The organism is Bradyrhizobium sp. USDA 376, from assembly GCF_054063675.1.
Genome location: NZ_JBSSGN010000001.1, coordinates 641,254 through 656,047 on the forward strand (window position 1 = coordinate 641,254; position 14,794 = coordinate 656,047).

Consider the following 14,794-nt stretch of genomic DNA (forward strand, 5'->3'; position numbering starts at 1 on the left):
GTAGCGGCTCACTGAGCGGTGGCAGCAAAGCCGATTGCAGCCACGGCAAAACTCTGCGAAGTCTGCTGGAGTTCGCTGACCTGACGATCCGGACCCGCCAATGCCCTCTGTCTTCGAGACGTCCTCAACCGCCATCCCGATCACCTTCGTCACCAAGTCGAGCTGGGATGCGGTGCGTGAGACGCTGCCGCCGGCGCAGCGCCAATTCGCGACTGCCAGCGGTTACTCCGCCAAGGCCGGCGGATATCTCGCGCTGCCTGCGCCCGACGGTGCGATCGCGCAAGTGCTGTTCGGCCTCGAGGACGAAGGGGCAAGGTCGCGCGATCTGTTCCGGCCGGGCGCCCTGCCCGGCCTGCTGCCGCCGGGGACCTATCGCTTCGCCAACGCGCCGCACGATGCGCGGCTCGCCACGCTCGCGTTTGCACTGGGGTGCTACCGCTTTTCCCGCTACCGCAAGGCCGAAAGGCCCGAGGTCCGCCTGGTGCCGCCCGACGGCGTCGATGCCGCCGAGATCGATCGCGTGGCGGACGCCGCGATGCTGGCACGCGACCTCATCAACACGCCCTCCAACGACATGGGGCCGGAGCAGCTCGCCGCAGCCGCGCAAGCGCTCGCCGCCGAGTTCGGCGCGAGCTTTGCCTGCACCATCGGCGAGGATCTGAAGACGAATTTTCCGCTGATCCACGCCGTCGGCATGGCCTCCGACCGCGCACCGCGGCTGATCGACATCGGCTGGGGCGATCCTGATCATCCCAAGGTGACGCTGGTCGGCAAGGGCGTCTGCTTCGACACCGGCGGGCTCGACCTCAAGCCGTCGAGCGGCATGCTGATCATGAAGAAGGACATGGGCGGCGCCGCCAACGTGCTGGCGCTGGCGCGCATGGTGATGGACGCGAAACTGAAGGTGCGGCTGCGCGTGCTGATCCCGGCGGTGGAAAACGCCGTCTCCGGCAACGCTTTCCGCCCGCTCGACATTTTTACCTCGCGCAAGGGCATCACGGTCGAGATCGGGAACACGGATGCGGAAGGGCGTCTGGTGCTCGCCGACGCATTGGCATTGGCGGACGAGGAGAAGCCAGACCTGTTGATCGATCTGGGCACGCTGACCGGTGCAGCGCGTGTCGCGCTGGGGCCGGATTTACCGCCCTTTTACACCAATGATGAGACGCTGGCCACTGAGGTCGCGCGCTGCGCGGTGAAGGAGAACGATCCGTTGTGGCGCATGCCGCTGTGGCCGCCTTACGATGCGTGGCTGGACTCCAAGACCGCCACCATCACCAACGCACCATCAGGCGGCTTTGCCGGCTCGATCACCTGCGCGCTGTTCCTGCAACGTTTCGTCGAGCAGGCCGGAAGCTGGCTGCATGTCGACATCTACGGCTGGACACCGTCGGCGAAGCCGGCGCGGCCCGAGGGCGGCGAGTGCCAGGCCGCGCGCGCCATCTACGCCTTGCTGAGCGAGCGCTATGCGTGATCCAGGACACGATCCAAGGCTGACCCCGGCGCGGGGCGACCTCGCCGCCAAATATCTCGAAGGCAAGGTCGAGGCGCAGCGCTTCGTCGAAGGTGAAGAGTTCGAGGTGGTCGAGCCGATCGCGCCCGTGCGCGAGCAGCCGTCATCGGGCGCAATGCTGATGACAGAGGCGCTGCGCGGCGAACGCGTCACGGTCTACGATCGCAACGGCGAGGGCTGGGCCTGGGGCCAGCTCAATGGCGACGGCTATGTCGGCTGGCTGCCGGATGCAGCGCTGATGAAGCCGGCGGCCGCGCCGACGCACAAGGTGGGCGCACTGCGGACGCTGGTCTTCCCCGGTCCTTCCATCAAACTGCCGCCGGCCGCCACGCTCGTACTGGGCTCGAAGCTCGTGGTGGCACGCGAGGACGGCAGCTTCGCCGTGACGCGCGACGGGACCTTCGTGCCAAAGACGCATCTCGTCCCGCTCGATCATCGCGAGCCGGACTTCGTCGCGGTGGCCGAGCGCTTCGTCGGCACGCCCTATTTGTGGGGCGGCAAGAGCAGCCTTGGCATCGATTGCTCGGGTCTCGTACAGGTGTCGCTGACCGCCGCTGGCATCGGCTGCCCGCGCGACAGCGACATGCAACAGGCGGGACTCGGCCGCGCGCTGGAGCCGCACGAGCGGAGCCGGCTACAACGCGGCGATTTAATCTTCTGGAAGGGGCATGTCGCGATCGTGCGCGACGCCGGCTCGATGGTGCACGCCAACGCACATCACATGGCAACGGTGATTGAGCCGATCGAGCCGGCGCTCGCGCGGATCAGGCAGGCTGGCAGCGAGGTCGCGGCGATCAAGCGGCTGTAGGCCGTCTGCCATAATTAGCCGCGTCCGCTTTACCTCCGGAAGGCGACGTCGAAACCGATATGACCGCATGTCGGTCTCGGGCCTAATTTGAGCGGGTCGACTGCGACACTCCAGCGCAGATGGAACCGGAAGTCTCACACGTTCTCCAAGCTCTCATGGAACAGACGCACGATCATTCGGGCAGGCCATCACTCGAAAGGCAACCCGCCCCCGGCCAATAGGCATCTCGCGGCGCAGCTACGGAACAACGTTACAACTGAGAGATTTGCGGAACGAAACACTTCGTCAGTCTTTCTCTGGCTTTGGGAGGTGCCCATGAGTTCTCAGGCCAGAGAAGGCGCGTGTGCGTTCGCTTGGCGGAACTACTTGCTGCTCCACAGCGGCATCAGCGAGAATGATGACAGGCGTTCCGCCCTCTATCGCTACATCGCCAATCTTCGCAAAACCGGCGAAGATAATTTCGATCTCTTGCAAATAGCCGCAGTCGCCTACTTGAAGAAACTGGATGAACTGCATGACGACCAATGTGCGCGACTCGCGGCAGATCAAATTTTTGCCGAGTGTTTAGAAGCGCGCAATTCACAACCCGAGAGGTGACTTTAGGCCGTAACACCCGAGCGAAGGAGCGAACCATGGCAGACAAGACCGCCACTCCAAACCATCTCGCGGGCGACCCACAACGGCGCATCGCAGCAGCGACAGCAATCGGCATGAATGCCTTGAAGCCGATGATCCACTTTCAGGTCTCAATGCTGAGGATGTGGGCCGACAGTATTGAGAAGCTCGCGGGCAATTACGAAAAGAAGCTGGAAGAAACAGCGACTACGGTCGAGGAACAATCAGACAAGGAGCGCGCCGCGTAGTTCAACGCGACTGGGAGGCCGCCTTGGCCACTAGCGGAAGCGTCCCCGGGGCTCGCGCTGTCGCGCGCCCCGGAATGACGGGATCACGTCGCCACCGCCCCGTTGCCTGCCGTCTCCAGCCGGAACGCGGCGGCAAACAGCGCGCGCGTGTAATCCGTCTTCGGGTTCTTGAACAGTTCGGACGCCTGGCCTTCCTCCACCACCTTGCCGCCGCGCATCACGATGAGGTGGCTCGCGAGCGAGGCGACGACGCGTAAGTCGTGCGAGATGAACATGTAGGTGAGCTCGCGCTTGCGCTGGAGCTCGCGCAACAGATCCACCATCTGCGCCTGGAACAGCATGTCGAGTGCGCTGGTCGGCTCGTCCAGCACGACGAAGTCCGGCTCCAGCACCACCGCGCGCGCGATCGAGATACGCTGGCGCTGGCCGCCGGAGAATTCATGGGGATAGCGGTGGCGGGTGTCGGGTTTCAGCCCGACATCTTCCAGTGCCTTGACGACGCGCGCCTCGCGCTCCTCGCGCGACAGCTTCGGCTGATGCACGGAGAGACCTTCAGCGATGATGTCGGCGACCGACATGCGCGGGCTGAGCGAGCCGAACGGATCCTGGAACACGATCTGCATGTCGCGCCGGAACGGCCGCATCTCCTTGAAGCGCAGGCCCTGGATGTCGTTCCCGAGGAATACGATGCGGCCGTTCGAGGAGATCAGCCGCAGCAGCGCCAACCCTAGCGTGGTCTTGCCCGAGCCGGATTCGCCGACGACGCCGAGCGTCTCGCCCTTGCGCACGGCGACGCTGACGCCGTCGACCGCCTTGATGTGACCGACCGTCTTGCGCATCAGGCCGCGCTTGATCGGAAACCACACCTTCAGGTCATCGGTCGACATCACCACCGGCGCGTTCGGCTGCGGCGGCGCCGGATCGGGCTTGGGCTCGGCCGCGAGCAGGTCGCGCGTATAGGGATGCTTCGGGGTCTTGAAGACCTGCTCGACCGGCCCTTGCTCGACGATCACGCCGCCCTTCATGACGCAGACGGTGTCGGCGATGCGGCGCACGATGCCGAGATCGTGGGTGATGAACAGCAGGCTCATGCCGAGCCGCGAACGGATCTCGGCGAGCAGCGCCAGGATCTGCGCCTGCACGGTGACGTCAAGCGCCGTGGTCGGCTCGTCCGCGATCAACAGGTCCGGCTCGTTGGCGAGCGCCATCGCGATCATCACGCGCTGGCGCTGGCCGCCGGAGAGCTGGTGCGGATAGCTCTTCAGCCGCGTCTCGGGCTCGGGGATGCCGACTTGCGTCAGCAGCTCCAGCGTCCGCTTGCGCGCCTCGGCGTTGCTGGTCGGATTGTGCAGCTGGATGATCTCGCCGATCTGCGCCTCGATCGTGTGCAGCGGGTTGAGCGAGGTCATCGGCTCCTGGAAGATGATCGAGATGTCGCTGCCTCTGATCTCCCGCATCTGCTGCTCGGACTGGTCGATTATTTCCTGCCCCTTGAAGCGGATGCTGCCCGAGGGATGGGAGGCGTTGGGATACGGCAGGAGCTTGAGGATCGAGAGCGCGCTGACCGACTTGCCGGAGCCGGATTCGCCGACCAGCGCGACGCATTCGCCGCGCTTGATCTGGAACGAGACCTTGTCGACCGCAAGCGTGGTGGCGCCGCCCTGATGGAAGGCCACCGAGAGGTCGCGCACGCTGAGCAGGGGCTGGTTGATCGCGTCCATGATCTTACCTGAACGTCTTGCGCGGATCGAAGGCGTCGCGCACGGCTTCGCCGATGAAGATCAGGAGCGACAGCATGATCGCGACCGAGAAGAATCCGGAGAAGCCGAGCCACGGCGCCTGCACATTGGCCTTGGCCTGCGACAGCAGCTCACCGAGCGAAGGCGATCCCGGCGGCAGTCCGAAGCCGAGGAAATCGAGCGCCGTCAGCGTCATCACCGAGCTCGACACGATGAACGGCAGGAAGGTCATGGTCGCGACCATCGCGTTCGGCAGCAGGTGGCGGAACATGATGACAGGGTTGGAGACGCCGAGCGACCGCGCCGCCTGGATGTATTCGAAGTTGCGCCCGCGCAGGAACTCGGCCCGCACCAGACCCACCAGCGAGACCCAGGAGAACAGCAACAAGATACCGAGCAGCACGAAGAAGCCGGGCACGAGCACCGAGGACAGGATCAGGAGAAGGTAGAGCGAGGGAATTGCCGTCCAGATCTCGATGAAGCGCTGGAAGATGAGATCGACCCGCCCGCCGAAATAGCCCTGCACCGCGCCGGCCGCGATGCCGATGATAGATGAGACGATGGTGAGGCAAAGGCCGAACAGCACGGAGATGCGGAAGCCGTAGATCAGCCGCGCCACCACATCGCGGCCCTGATCGTCGGTACCGAGCCAGTTGTATTCGAGATCGCGGCAGCTCTTCAGCCCCTTCTTCTCAACCACCGGCTGGCACTGCTTCTCTGTCAGCATCCAGGTTGGCGGCGACGGCGCCGGCGTCGGCAGGTCGAGATTGTGCGTGTCGTAGGAGTAACGGATCAGCGGCCAGACGATGGTGCCGCCCTTGTCCCTGATGAGCTTCTGCAGATAGGGGTCGCGGTAGTCTGCCGCCGTCTCGAAATCGCCGCCGAAGGTGGTTTCCGAATAGGTCACGAAGGCCGGCCAATACAGACGCCCGTCGAACTTGATCAGGAAGGGCCGATCGTTGGCGATCAGCTCGGCAAACAGCGAGACCACGAACAGGGCAATGAATATCCAGAACGACCAGTAGCCGCGCCGGTTGGCCTTGAAGTTCTGCCACCGGCGCCGGTTGAGCGGCGAAGGCGCGAACGGCTTGCGCGTGATCGGAACGACATCGCCGAGCGGCGACTTCGCTGTGGTTTCGATCGGCGTCGGCGCGGTGATCGTCATCAGACCTCCCGTGCCTCGAAATCGATCCGGGGATCGATCCACATATAGGTCAGGTCAGAGATCAGGTTGATCACGAGTCCGACCAGCGAAAAGATGTAGAGCGTGCCGAACACGACGGGATAGTCGCGGTTGAGCACGCTCTCGAAGCTGAGCAGCCCGAGCCCATCCAGCGAGAAGATGGTCTCGATCAGGAGCGAGCCTGAGAAGAAGGCGTGGATGAAGGTCCCGGGGAAGCCCGCGATCACGATCAGCATGGCGTTGCGGAAGACGTGGCCGTAGAGCACCCGGTTCTCACTGCAGCCCTTGGCGCGCGCGGTCATGACATATTGCTTGCGAATCTCGTCCAGGAACGAGTTCTTGGTCAGGAACGTCATGGTGGTGAACGCACCTAACCCCATGGCGATCAGCGGCAGCGTCAGATGCCAGAAGTAGTCGAGGATCTTCCAGTACCACGGAAATTGCGACCAGCCGTCCGAGGTCAGCCCGCGCAGCGGGAACCAGTTGAAGAACGAGCCGCCGGCAAACAGGATGATCAGCAGGATCGCGAACAGGAAGCCGGGAATGGCATAGCCGAGCACGAGCACGGTCGATGTCCAGGTGTCGAACCGCGCGCCGTCGTTCACGGCCTTGCGAATGCCGAGCGGGATCGAGATCAGGTAGGTCAGCAGCGTCAGCCAAATGCCAAGCGAGATCGAGACCGGCAGCTTCTCCTTGATGAGCTGGAGCACGCTGACATCGCGGAAATAGCTCTTGCCGAAATCGAAGCGGGCGAAATTCCACACCATCAGCGCGAAGCGTTCCGGTGCCGGCTTGTCGAAGCCGAACTGGGCCTCCAGCTTCTTGATGAAATCAGGATCGAGGCCCTGCGCACCGCGGTATTTGGAGTTGATAGCGTCGCCACCGGCACCGACCTGTCCCGGCGCGCGCTGCGCAAAATCGCCGCCGCCCGAAATGCGCGACGTGCCGCCGGTGTCGGCGCCCGAGAGTTGCGCGATCACACGCTCGACCGGACCGCCCGGCGCGAACTGCACCACGACGAAGGAGACGAAGAGAATCCCGAGCAGGGTCGGGATCATCAGGAGGAGACGGCGGGCGATATAGGCGCTCATGATTATTTCGCCTGCTCGAGCTTGGCCGCCTTCGCGGGTTCATACCACCAGATGTCGGGAGCACCGACGCCGTTGGCGTAACGCGGCAGCTTCTGGGGGTGGCCGAACTGATCCCAATAAGCCAGCCGGTGCGTCTTGTTGTACCATTGCGGCACCCAGTAGCGGCCGGCGCGGAACAGGCGGTCGAAGGCCCGGCACGCGACGGTCAATTCCTCGCGGCTGTCGGCCGCCATGATCTTCTCGATCATGGCGTCGATGGCCGGGCTGGCGACGCCCGCGAGATTGTAAGAGCCCTTGGTGTTCGCGACCTGCGACGAGAAGAACGCGCGCATGGCATCGCCCGGCGTCGCCGACATGCTGAAGCGCTGGATCGTCATGTCGAAGTCGAAATCTTCCTGCCGCGCCTTGTGCTGCACGGCATCGACGACGCGCACGCTCGCTTCGATGCCGAGCGTCGCGAGATTCTTGACATAGGGTGCGTGGTGCGGCTGGAACGAAGGCTCGTCCAGCAGAAACTCGATCTTGAAGACGTCGCCGTTCGGCAGCACCCGCTTGCCGTCCTTGATCGGCACGCCGGCTTCAGTCAGCAGTTGCTGCGCCTTGCGCAGCAGGCTGCGGTCCTGCCCGGAGCCGTCCGAGACCGGCGGCGTGAACGGCGCCGCGAACACCTCGTCCGGAACCTGGCCGCGGAACGGCTCCAGCAGCTTCAGCTCCTCGGGCGACGGAGGTCCGTTGCCGGCCATGAGGTCCGAATTCTGGAATGGCGACACCGTACGGGCATAGGCGCCGTACATGATGGTCTTGTTGGTCCATTCGAAATCGAAGGCGTTGATCAGGGCCTCGCGCACGCGCGGGTCTTTGAACTTCTCGCGCCGCGTGTTGATGAACCAGCCTTGCGCACCGGACGGCGTATCGTCGGGCACGACCTCCATCTTGACCCGACCGTCCTTCACGGCGGGAAAGTCATAGCGCGTCGCCCAGATTCGCGAGGTGAACTCCTCGCGATAGAGATAGTTCTTGCCGGTAAAGCCCTCGAAGGCGACATCGCGATCGCGATAGAATTCGTAGCGCACGACGTCGAAATTGTAGCTGCCGCGGCAAACCGGCAGATCGGCGGCCCACCAGTCTTTCACCCGCTCGTATTCGATGTAGCGATTGACCTCGAACCTGCCGACCTTGTACGGACCCGAGCCGAGCGGAATCTCCAGCGACGACTCGTCGAATGGGCGGGACGCGTAATACGCCTTGGAGAAGATCGGCAGGCCCGCGACATAGAGCGGCACGTCGCGCGCGCGTCCCTTGGCGAAGGTGACGACCAGCGTCGCATCGTCGAGAGCTTCCGCACTGACCATGTCGCGCATCTGCACGATGATCAGCGGATGTCCCTTGGTCTTCAGCGCCGTCAGCGAAAACGCCGCGTCGTGGGCCGTCAGTTTGGTCCCGTCATGGAATTTCGCCTCGGGCCGCATGGTGAAGCGATAGACCAGCTTGTCCGGCGATATCTGCACGGATTTGGCGGCCAGCCCGTACATCGCATCCGGCTCGTCGTTCGCTCGAACCATCAACGGTGAAAACGTCATGTCCATGCCTTGCGCGCCGTCGCCTTTCAGGATGAAGGCGTTGAGCGAGTTGAAGGTCTGGTAGGACTGGTTGTAGGCGCGCACCGAGGGGATGAGCGAGAACGTGCCGCCCTTCGGCGCGTCGAGATTGACGTAGTCGAAATGATGGAAGTCGGCGGGATATTTGAGATCGCCGAACGCCGAGATGCCGTGGGCTTCGGCCGGCCCTTCCGACGCCGCCGCGCCGCGCGACAGGACGGCGCTGAGCGCACCGCCCGCACCCAGGACCAGCACATGCCGGCGTGAAAGCTGCGCCATGCGCAATCGTTTCCTCAAGAGCGTTTTCCGATGCGCGCCGCCTTGTCCGCGTCGTACCACCACAACGCCGGCAGGCCGGACCGGCCGTATGCCGGCAGCGGCTCAGCATGGCTGAAGCGGTCCCAGCGGGCGTAGCGCGCGAACGAATAGGTGAACTGCGGCACCACGTAGAAATTCCAGAGCAGCACGCGATCGAGCGCGCGCGTGGCAGCGACGAGACCGGCGCGGTTCTTGGCGAAGATCACTTTCTCGATCAGGGCATCGACGGCCGGATTCTTGATGCCGATGGTATTGCGCGCACCCGGAACGTCCGCCGTCGCCGAACTCCAATATTCACGCTGCTCATTGCCGGGCGAGAGCGACTCGCCCCACTGATCGATGATCATGTCGAAGTCGAAGCTGCGCAGTCGGTTCTGGTACTGCGCGTCATCGACCACACGAACCGACGTATTGACGCCGATCCGCTCCAGTGACGGCTTGTAGAACAGCGCGATACGCTCGGACGAGGGATCCTGCACCAGGATCTCGACCGTCAAAACCTTGCCCGACGCGTCGACCAGCTTGTGGTCCCGCACCTCGAAGCCGGCCTCCTTCAGCAGCTTTGCCGCCTCACGCAGGTTGGCGCGGACGGCTTCCGGATTGCCACCAACAGGGTTTTGGTATGCCGTGGTGAAGACTTCCGGCGGCACCTTGTCCCTCACGGTTTCGAGGATCTGCAACTCCTCTCCCTGCGGCAGGCCGGTCGCGGCGAGTTCCGTGCCTTCAAAATAGCTGTTGATGCGCTTGTACTGACTGAAGAACAGCTGCTTGTTCATCTCCTCGAAGTCGAAGGCATAGTTGAAGGCCCGCCGCACCCGCGCGTCCTTGAACTGGTTGCGCCTGTTGTTGACGACGAAGGCCTGCATGCGGCCGGAATCGGTGATCGGAAACTCCTGCTTGATCACCCGCTTCTCGGTCACCGCCGGGAAGTCGTAAGCGGTTGCCCATTGCTTGGCGGAGTTTTCCGCGATCCAGTCGGCCTGATCGGCCTTGAACGCTTCCAGCGCGACCTGGTTGTCGCGGAAGAACTCGAAGCGCAGTTCGTCGAAATTGTTCTGGCCGATCTGGCTCGGCAGATTGGCGCCCCAATGATCCCTGACCCGTTCGAGCTTGATCGAACGCCCCGCCACGAATTCCTTGATCCTGTAGGGACCGGAACCGAGTGGAATTTCCAGGGTGGTCGCGCTGACGTCCCGCTTGCGGCCCTGCGCGTCGGTGCCCTCCCACCAATGCTTCGGCAGCACCGTGAGCTCGCCGACGATGGTCGGCAATTCGCGATTGCCCGGCCCATCGAACGTGAATTTGACGTCGCGATCGCCGACCTTCTCCACCTTCGTCACGTGGCGATAGTAGGAGGCGTACATCGGGCTCTGCTGCTTGAACGTCTCCAGCGAGAAGATGACGTCTTCCGGCGTCACCGGCTTGCCGTCATGCCAGCGGGCTTCCTTGCGCAGGCGGTAGATCACCCAGGAAAAATCGTCCGGATGCTGGGCCGCTTCGGCGAGTTCGCCGTACTCGGTCGCCACCTCATCCTGTGCCCGGGTCATCAGCGTTTCGTAGATCATGCCCGCAGCCGGCGCGATGTTGCCTTTGATGCCGGAGATCGTGATGTTGAAATTGTCGAAGGTGCCGATCGAGATCAGGCGCGCGACGCCGCCCTTGGGTGCGTCGGGATTGACGTAATCGAAACGCTTGAAATCGGCGGGGTACTTGATGTCGCCGAATAGCGACAGGGCATGGCGCCAAGGCAACCCATTTGAAGTCAGCTCGCTGGCCGATTGCGCCTGCGCCGCGCCGATGACGGGAACGCCCGCCACGGAACCGAGGACGGGAAGCGCTGCGGCCGCAGTGCCGGTGAGCAGGAGATCGCGTCGGGTGATGGCCAAATCAACAGTCCTGTCTTGGAAGGAGGCTACTCCTTTACGGTCCCAATATAGGCGAGGTTTCGACGGAATATGTTGCCTTTTTCCTCATGTTGGAAGGCCGGATGGCCTCTCGGATGCGGCCAAACGCCCCGATAACGAGCTCGCGAGGCCCGCATAGGGAAACGGCCAGGCTTTTCAGCCTGGCCGCATCTTCCAAAATCGGTTCTTGAGGCGTTACTTCGACGCCGTCGGCAGCGGCTGCGGATGCTCCGACAGCGAGTTCAGATAGGCGATGACGTCGGCGCGCTCGGAATCCTTGGGGATACCGGCGAAGCCCATTGCGGTGCCCGGGATGAAGCCCTTCGGATTGGCGATGAACTTGTTGAGGTCGTCGAAACTCCAGGTGCCGCCCTTGCCCTTCATCGCGGCCGAGAAGTTGAAGCCGCCACGGCCCTGACCCCTGGCCTCACCGACGACGCCATAGAGGTTCGGACCGACGCGATTCGGGCCGCCCTTCTCGAAGGTGTGGCAGGCGCCGCACTTCTTGGCGGCGGCAGCGCCCTTCTCGACGGAGGCGGTCTGGAGCAGCTTCTCGATCGGCTCGGAGGAGGCCGCGGCGGCGCCGCCTTCCTTGCCGTGGCCGGCGTCTTCCTTCACGGCAATCTCGAAACCCGGCTTTTCCGGCATCTTGGGGGAGAACAGCGCCTGGGCGGTGAAGCTCGTCACCAGCAGGATGAGACAGGTGCCGAGCACGGCACCGAGAATCTTGTTGAGTTCGAAAGAGTCCATTTCCGGCCAGGCCCCACACCGCAAGAAGGAAACAGCGGCCCAAGCGGCCGCCAGGACGAGCCTCGGGAGAATCAGAACGTTCCTTGTTGTTTCCCCGAGTTTTGCCACTGAGATATCGGTTTGCCCGGGGTCTGGCAACCCGTATAAGCGACCCGGCTTCGAACCCGTCCCCACCCCATTTCTCGGCGCGGAAAACGCTCCATTTCCAGGCCCTTGACCCCAGTCCTTTGAACCCAATGATCGATCCCCGCATCCTGGTGCTGATCCCCGCCCGCATGGCCGCCACCCGCCTGCCCGGCAAGCCGCTCGCCGATATCGCGGGCCTGCCGATGATCGTGCATGTCCTGCGCCGAGCTGAGGCCGCCGGCATCGGCCGGGTTGCGGTGGCCACCGACACCGACGAGATCGCCTCGGTCGTGACCGCCCATGGCGGCGAAGCCGTGATGACCCGCGCCGACCATCCTTCCGGCTCCGACCGCATCCACGAGGCCATGCAGAAGCTCGATCCCGCGGGCAAGGCCGAGATCGTGATCAATCTCCAGGGCGATTTCCCGACCATCACGCCGGCAACCATCCGCGAGGTGCTGCCGCCCTTCGACGATCCCGCGGTCGACATCGTCACGTTGGCCTCGCAGATCCACACCGAGGAGGAGGACCTCGCACCGAGCGTGGTGAAGGCGATCGGCTCGCCGATTGGGCCGAAACGGTTGCGTGCACTTTATTTCACCCGCGCCACCGCCCCTTACGGCAACGGACCGCGATACCACCACATCGGCCTTTATGCCTATCGCCGCGCCGCCCTGGAGCGGTTCGTGTCGCTGCCGCCCTCCCCCCTGGAACGTCAGGAGAGCCTTGAGCAGCTCCGGGCGGTGGAGGCCGGCATGCGCATCGACATCATGATCGTCGACAGCGTGCCCCGCGGCGTCGACACGCCGCCCGATCTCGAAACCGCGCGCAGCATCCTTTCCAAATCCTGAGCCGCTGCTACAAGGCCGACCATGAGCAAGATGAAGATCGCATTCCAGGGCGAACCCGGAGCCAATTCCCACATCGCCATCGTCGAGGCCTATCCCGACGCCGAGCCGATGCCCTGCGCCACTTTTGAAGACGCGCTGTCGGCGATTTCGTCCGGCGAGGCCGATCTCGGCATGATCCCGATCGAGAACTCGGTCGCCGGGCGCGTCGCTGACATCCATCACCTCTTGCCGGCCTCCGGCCTGTTCATCATCGGCGAATGGTTCTTGCCGGTCCGGCATCAGCTGATGGCGGTGAAGGGGACCAAGCTCGAAGACATCAAGAGCGTCGAGAGCCATGTGCACGCACTCGGCCAGTGCCGCCGCATCATCCGCAAGCTCGGCATCAAGCCGATCGTGCACGCCGACACCGCCGGCAGCGCCCGCGACATCTCCGAGCGCAACGACAAGTCGGTCGCCGCGATCGCCTCGCGCCTCGCCGCCAAGATCTACGGTCTCGACATCCTCGCCGACGACATCGAGGACGAGGCCCACAACACCACGCGCTTCGTGGTGCTGGCGCGCGAGCCGAAATGGGCCGCGCAAGGCTCGGGCCCGCTGGTTACCACTTTTGTATTCCGCGTGCGCAATTTGCCCGCCGCGCTCTACAAGGCGCTCGGCGGCTTTGCCACCAACGGCGTCAACATGACCAAGCTCGAGAGCTACATGGTCGACGGCAATTTCTTCGCCACGCAGTTCTACGCCGACGTCGACGGCCACCCCGAGGACAAGGGCCTCGCCTTTGCCATCGAGGAGCTGAAATTCTTCTCGCGCGAGTTTCGTATCGTCGGCGTGTATCCGGGGCATCCGTTCCGCGCGACATTCAGCGAGTCGCAGGATTAGCCGTCGCCCCCGGCGAAGGCCGGGGCCCATAACCACGACTGCGCGTTGTTGCGGAAGATCTCCGCCATCGAGCTTATTCGGAGAAATCCCGCGGTATGGGTCCCGGCCTTCGCCGGGACGACGCCTTACGCCGCCTGCTTCAGCCCGAACGCCTCCGCCAGCAGCGAATATGACTTCTTCCGCGCTTCGTGGTCGTACACGGCGGTGATCACCATCAGCTCGTCCGGCTTGCTCGCGTCGATCAGCGGCTGCAGCTTTTTCTGCACCGTCGCAGGATTTCCGACGAACAGGCGCGAGCGGTTGCGGGCAATCGAGTTGCGCTCGGAATCCGTATAGGGATAGGCCAGCGCCTCCTCGACGCTCGGCAGCGGCAGATATTGGCCGCGGTCGCGACGGAGGCGATTGAGATCGAACGAGGTCGCGAGCTTTTCGGCCTCCTCATCGGTCTCTGCCGCAATGACGGCCACCGCGAGGATCGCATGGGGACTCGTGCGCCAGGCCGACGGCTGGAAGCGATTGCGGTAATGCACCATCGCATCGGTCGCATCGTGGGATGCAAAATGATGCGCGAAGGCGAAGCCCATGCCGACTTGCGCGGCGAGTTCCGAAGAATAATCGCTGGAGCCGAGCAGCCAGATCGGCGGCAGGGCGGTGTCGTCGGGCATCGCCACGACGTTGTTGTAGGGATGCCCTGATGGGAATTCGCGGGTCTCCCACAGGATCAGTTCGTGCAGCCGCTCCAGAAAATCGTCGCCCTCGCGGCGATCGAGCCGGCTACGCAGCGCGTAGGCCGTGGCACCATCAGTGCCGGGGGCACGGCCGAGGCCGAGATCGATGCGGCCGGGAAACAGCGCCTCCAGCATCTTGAAGCGCTCGGCCACGACCAGCGGCGCATGGTTGGGGAGCATCACCCCGCCCGAGCCGACGCGGATGTGCTTCGTGACCGCCGCGATCTGCCCGATCATCACGTCAGGCGCGGGGCTTGCGACGGAGGCGAGGTTGTGATGCTCGGCGAGCCAGTAGCGGACATAGCCGAGGCCATCGACATGCCGCGCCAGGTCGATGCTGTTGCGCAGCGCCAGGGCGGGCTTTGTACCTGTGGTGACGACGGAGAGGTCGAGGACTGAGAGCGGGATCATGGCGCGTTAACGTAGTGAAGGGCGCCGCCGCG

The 14,794-nt window shown here is 64.0% G+C and carries 13 protein-coding genes; 6 read left to right on the plus strand and 7 right to left on the minus strand.

Annotated elements, in window-relative coordinates; translation table 11 throughout:
• Nucleotides 1–100 precede the first annotated feature (100 nt).
• The 4 genes from ACVJ19_RS02840 to ACVJ19_RS02855 all read left to right on the plus strand — a co-directional run bounded on the left by ACVJ19_RS02840 (nucleotide 101) and on the right by ACVJ19_RS02855 (nucleotide 3,184).
• Nucleotides 101–1,474 carry a leucyl aminopeptidase family protein gene (locus ACVJ19_RS02840; RefSeq protein ID WP_456739349.1) on the plus strand — a complete coding sequence of 458 codons (1,374 nt, stop codon included), beginning with the start codon at nucleotides 101–103 and terminating at the stop codon, nucleotides 1,472–1,474.
• Entirely contained in the window at nucleotides 1,467–2,321 is an 855-nt protein-coding gene (locus ACVJ19_RS02845) for a C40 family peptidase (protein WP_453947931.1), read from the plus strand. The genes ACVJ19_RS02840 and ACVJ19_RS02845 overlap by 8 nt, the downstream gene beginning before the upstream one ends.
• A 315-nt stretch (nucleotides 2,322–2,636) precedes the next feature.
• Nucleotides 2,637–2,918, plus strand: coding sequence for a hypothetical protein (locus ACVJ19_RS02850; protein ID WP_453947932.1), 282 nt, complete (start codon nucleotides 2,637–2,639; stop codon nucleotides 2,916–2,918).
• Between the two features lie 35 nt (nucleotides 2,919–2,953).
• Nucleotides 2,954–3,184 (plus strand): hypothetical protein, encoded by a 231-nt coding sequence (locus tag ACVJ19_RS02855; RefSeq protein WP_453947933.1) that lies wholly within the window; start codon nucleotides 2,954–2,956, stop codon nucleotides 3,182–3,184.
• Between the two features lie 83 nt (nucleotides 3,185–3,267).
• Here the strand turns inward: ACVJ19_RS02855 and ACVJ19_RS02860 are convergent, their stop codons facing one another.
• The 6 genes from ACVJ19_RS02860 to ACVJ19_RS02885 form a co-directional block, all read right to left on the minus strand.
• The gene (locus ACVJ19_RS02860; protein ID WP_453947934.1) at nucleotides 3,268–4,905 is read right to left on the minus strand and encodes an ABC transporter ATP-binding protein; all 1,638 of its coding nucleotides are present in this window, start codon (nucleotides 4,903–4,905) and stop codon (nucleotides 3,268–3,270) included.
• Between the two features lie 4 nt (nucleotides 4,906–4,909).
• Nucleotides 4,910–6,088 (minus strand): ABC transporter permease, encoded by a 1,179-nt coding sequence (locus tag ACVJ19_RS02865; protein WP_453947935.1) that lies wholly within the window; start codon nucleotides 6,086–6,088, stop codon nucleotides 4,910–4,912.
• Nucleotides 6,088–7,197, minus strand: a complete 1,110-nt coding sequence (locus tag ACVJ19_RS02870) for a microcin C ABC transporter permease YejB (protein WP_453947936.1) — start codon at nucleotides 7,195–7,197, stop codon at nucleotides 6,088–6,090. Before ACVJ19_RS02870 ends, ACVJ19_RS02865 begins: the two co-directional genes overlap by 1 nt.
• Before the next feature lie 2 nt (nucleotides 7,198–7,199).
• The gene (locus ACVJ19_RS02875; protein ID WP_453947937.1) at nucleotides 7,200–9,074 is read right to left on the minus strand and encodes an extracellular solute-binding protein; all 1,875 of its coding nucleotides are present in this window, start codon (nucleotides 9,072–9,074) and stop codon (nucleotides 7,200–7,202) included.
• 14 nt (nucleotides 9,075–9,088) lie between these two features.
• The gene (locus ACVJ19_RS02880; protein ID WP_453947938.1) at nucleotides 9,089–10,999 is read right to left on the minus strand and encodes an extracellular solute-binding protein; all 1,911 of its coding nucleotides are present in this window, start codon (nucleotides 10,997–10,999) and stop codon (nucleotides 9,089–9,091) included.
• Nucleotides 11,000–11,212: 213 nt separating this feature from the next.
• Entirely contained in the window at nucleotides 11,213–11,767 is a 555-nt protein-coding gene (locus tag ACVJ19_RS02885) for a c-type cytochrome (RefSeq protein ID WP_453947939.1), read from the minus strand.
• A gap of 236 nt (nucleotides 11,768–12,003) precedes the next feature.
• On the opposite strand from ACVJ19_RS02885, the gene ACVJ19_RS02890 reads away from it, so the two are divergent.
• Both ACVJ19_RS02890 and ACVJ19_RS02895 read left to right on the plus strand, forming a co-directional pair.
• Entirely contained in the window at nucleotides 12,004–12,744 is a 741-nt protein-coding gene (locus ACVJ19_RS02890) for a 3-deoxy-manno-octulosonate cytidylyltransferase (RefSeq protein WP_453947940.1), read from the plus strand.
• 21 nt (nucleotides 12,745–12,765) lie between these two features.
• Nucleotides 12,766–13,623: a prephenate dehydratase gene (locus ACVJ19_RS02895; RefSeq protein ID WP_453947941.1), complete on the plus strand. Its 858-nt coding sequence runs from the start codon at nucleotides 12,766–12,768 to the stop codon at nucleotides 13,621–13,623.
• Between the two features lie 125 nt (nucleotides 13,624–13,748).
• Here ACVJ19_RS02895 and ACVJ19_RS02900 read toward each other — a convergent pair whose 3' ends face one another.
• Nucleotides 13,749–14,762, minus strand: coding sequence for an LLM class flavin-dependent oxidoreductase (locus ACVJ19_RS02900; RefSeq protein WP_453947942.1), 1,014 nt, complete (start codon nucleotides 14,760–14,762; stop codon nucleotides 13,749–13,751).
• Nucleotides 14,763–14,794: the final 32 nt, after the last annotated feature.

Excerpts from the sequence above, each read along its gene's own strand:
- ACVJ19_RS02890 (WP_453947940.1), top strand. The coding sequence starts at position 12,004 with ATGATCGATCCCCGCATCCTGGTGCTGATCCCCGCCCGCATGGCCGCC.
- ACVJ19_RS02850 (WP_453947932.1), top strand. The coding sequence starts at position 2,637 with ATGAGTTCTCAGGCCAGAGAAGGCGCGTGTGCGTTCGCTTGGCGGAAC.
- ACVJ19_RS02900 (WP_453947942.1), bottom strand. The coding sequence starts at position 14,762 with ATGATCCCGCTCTCAGTCCTCGACCTCTCCGTCGTCACCACAGGTACA.
- ACVJ19_RS02865 (WP_453947935.1), bottom strand. The coding sequence starts at position 6,088 with ATGACGATCACCGCGCCGACGCCGATCGAAACCACAGCGAAGTCGCCG.
- ACVJ19_RS02895 (WP_453947941.1), top strand. The coding sequence starts at position 12,766 with ATGAGCAAGATGAAGATCGCATTCCAGGGCGAACCCGGAGCCAATTCC.
- ACVJ19_RS02860 (WP_453947934.1), bottom strand. The coding sequence starts at position 4,905 with ATGGACGCGATCAACCAGCCCCTGCTCAGCGTGCGCGACCTCTCGGTG.
- ACVJ19_RS02875 (WP_453947937.1), bottom strand. The coding sequence starts at position 9,074 with ATGGCGCAGCTTTCACGCCGGCATGTGCTGGTCCTGGGTGCGGGCGGT.
- ACVJ19_RS02855 (WP_453947933.1), top strand. The coding sequence starts at position 2,954 with ATGGCAGACAAGACCGCCACTCCAAACCATCTCGCGGGCGACCCACAA.
- ACVJ19_RS02840 (WP_456739349.1), top strand. The coding sequence starts at position 101 with ATGCCCTCTGTCTTCGAGACGTCCTCAACCGCCATCCCGATCACCTTC.
- ACVJ19_RS02845 (WP_453947931.1), top strand. The coding sequence starts at position 1,467 with ATGCGTGATCCAGGACACGATCCAAGGCTGACCCCGGCGCGGGGCGAC.
- ACVJ19_RS02870 (WP_453947936.1), bottom strand. The coding sequence starts at position 7,197 with ATGAGCGCCTATATCGCCCGCCGTCTCCTCCTGATGATCCCGACCCTG.
- ACVJ19_RS02885 (WP_453947939.1), bottom strand. The coding sequence starts at position 11,767 with ATGGACTCTTTCGAACTCAACAAGATTCTCGGTGCCGTGCTCGGCACC.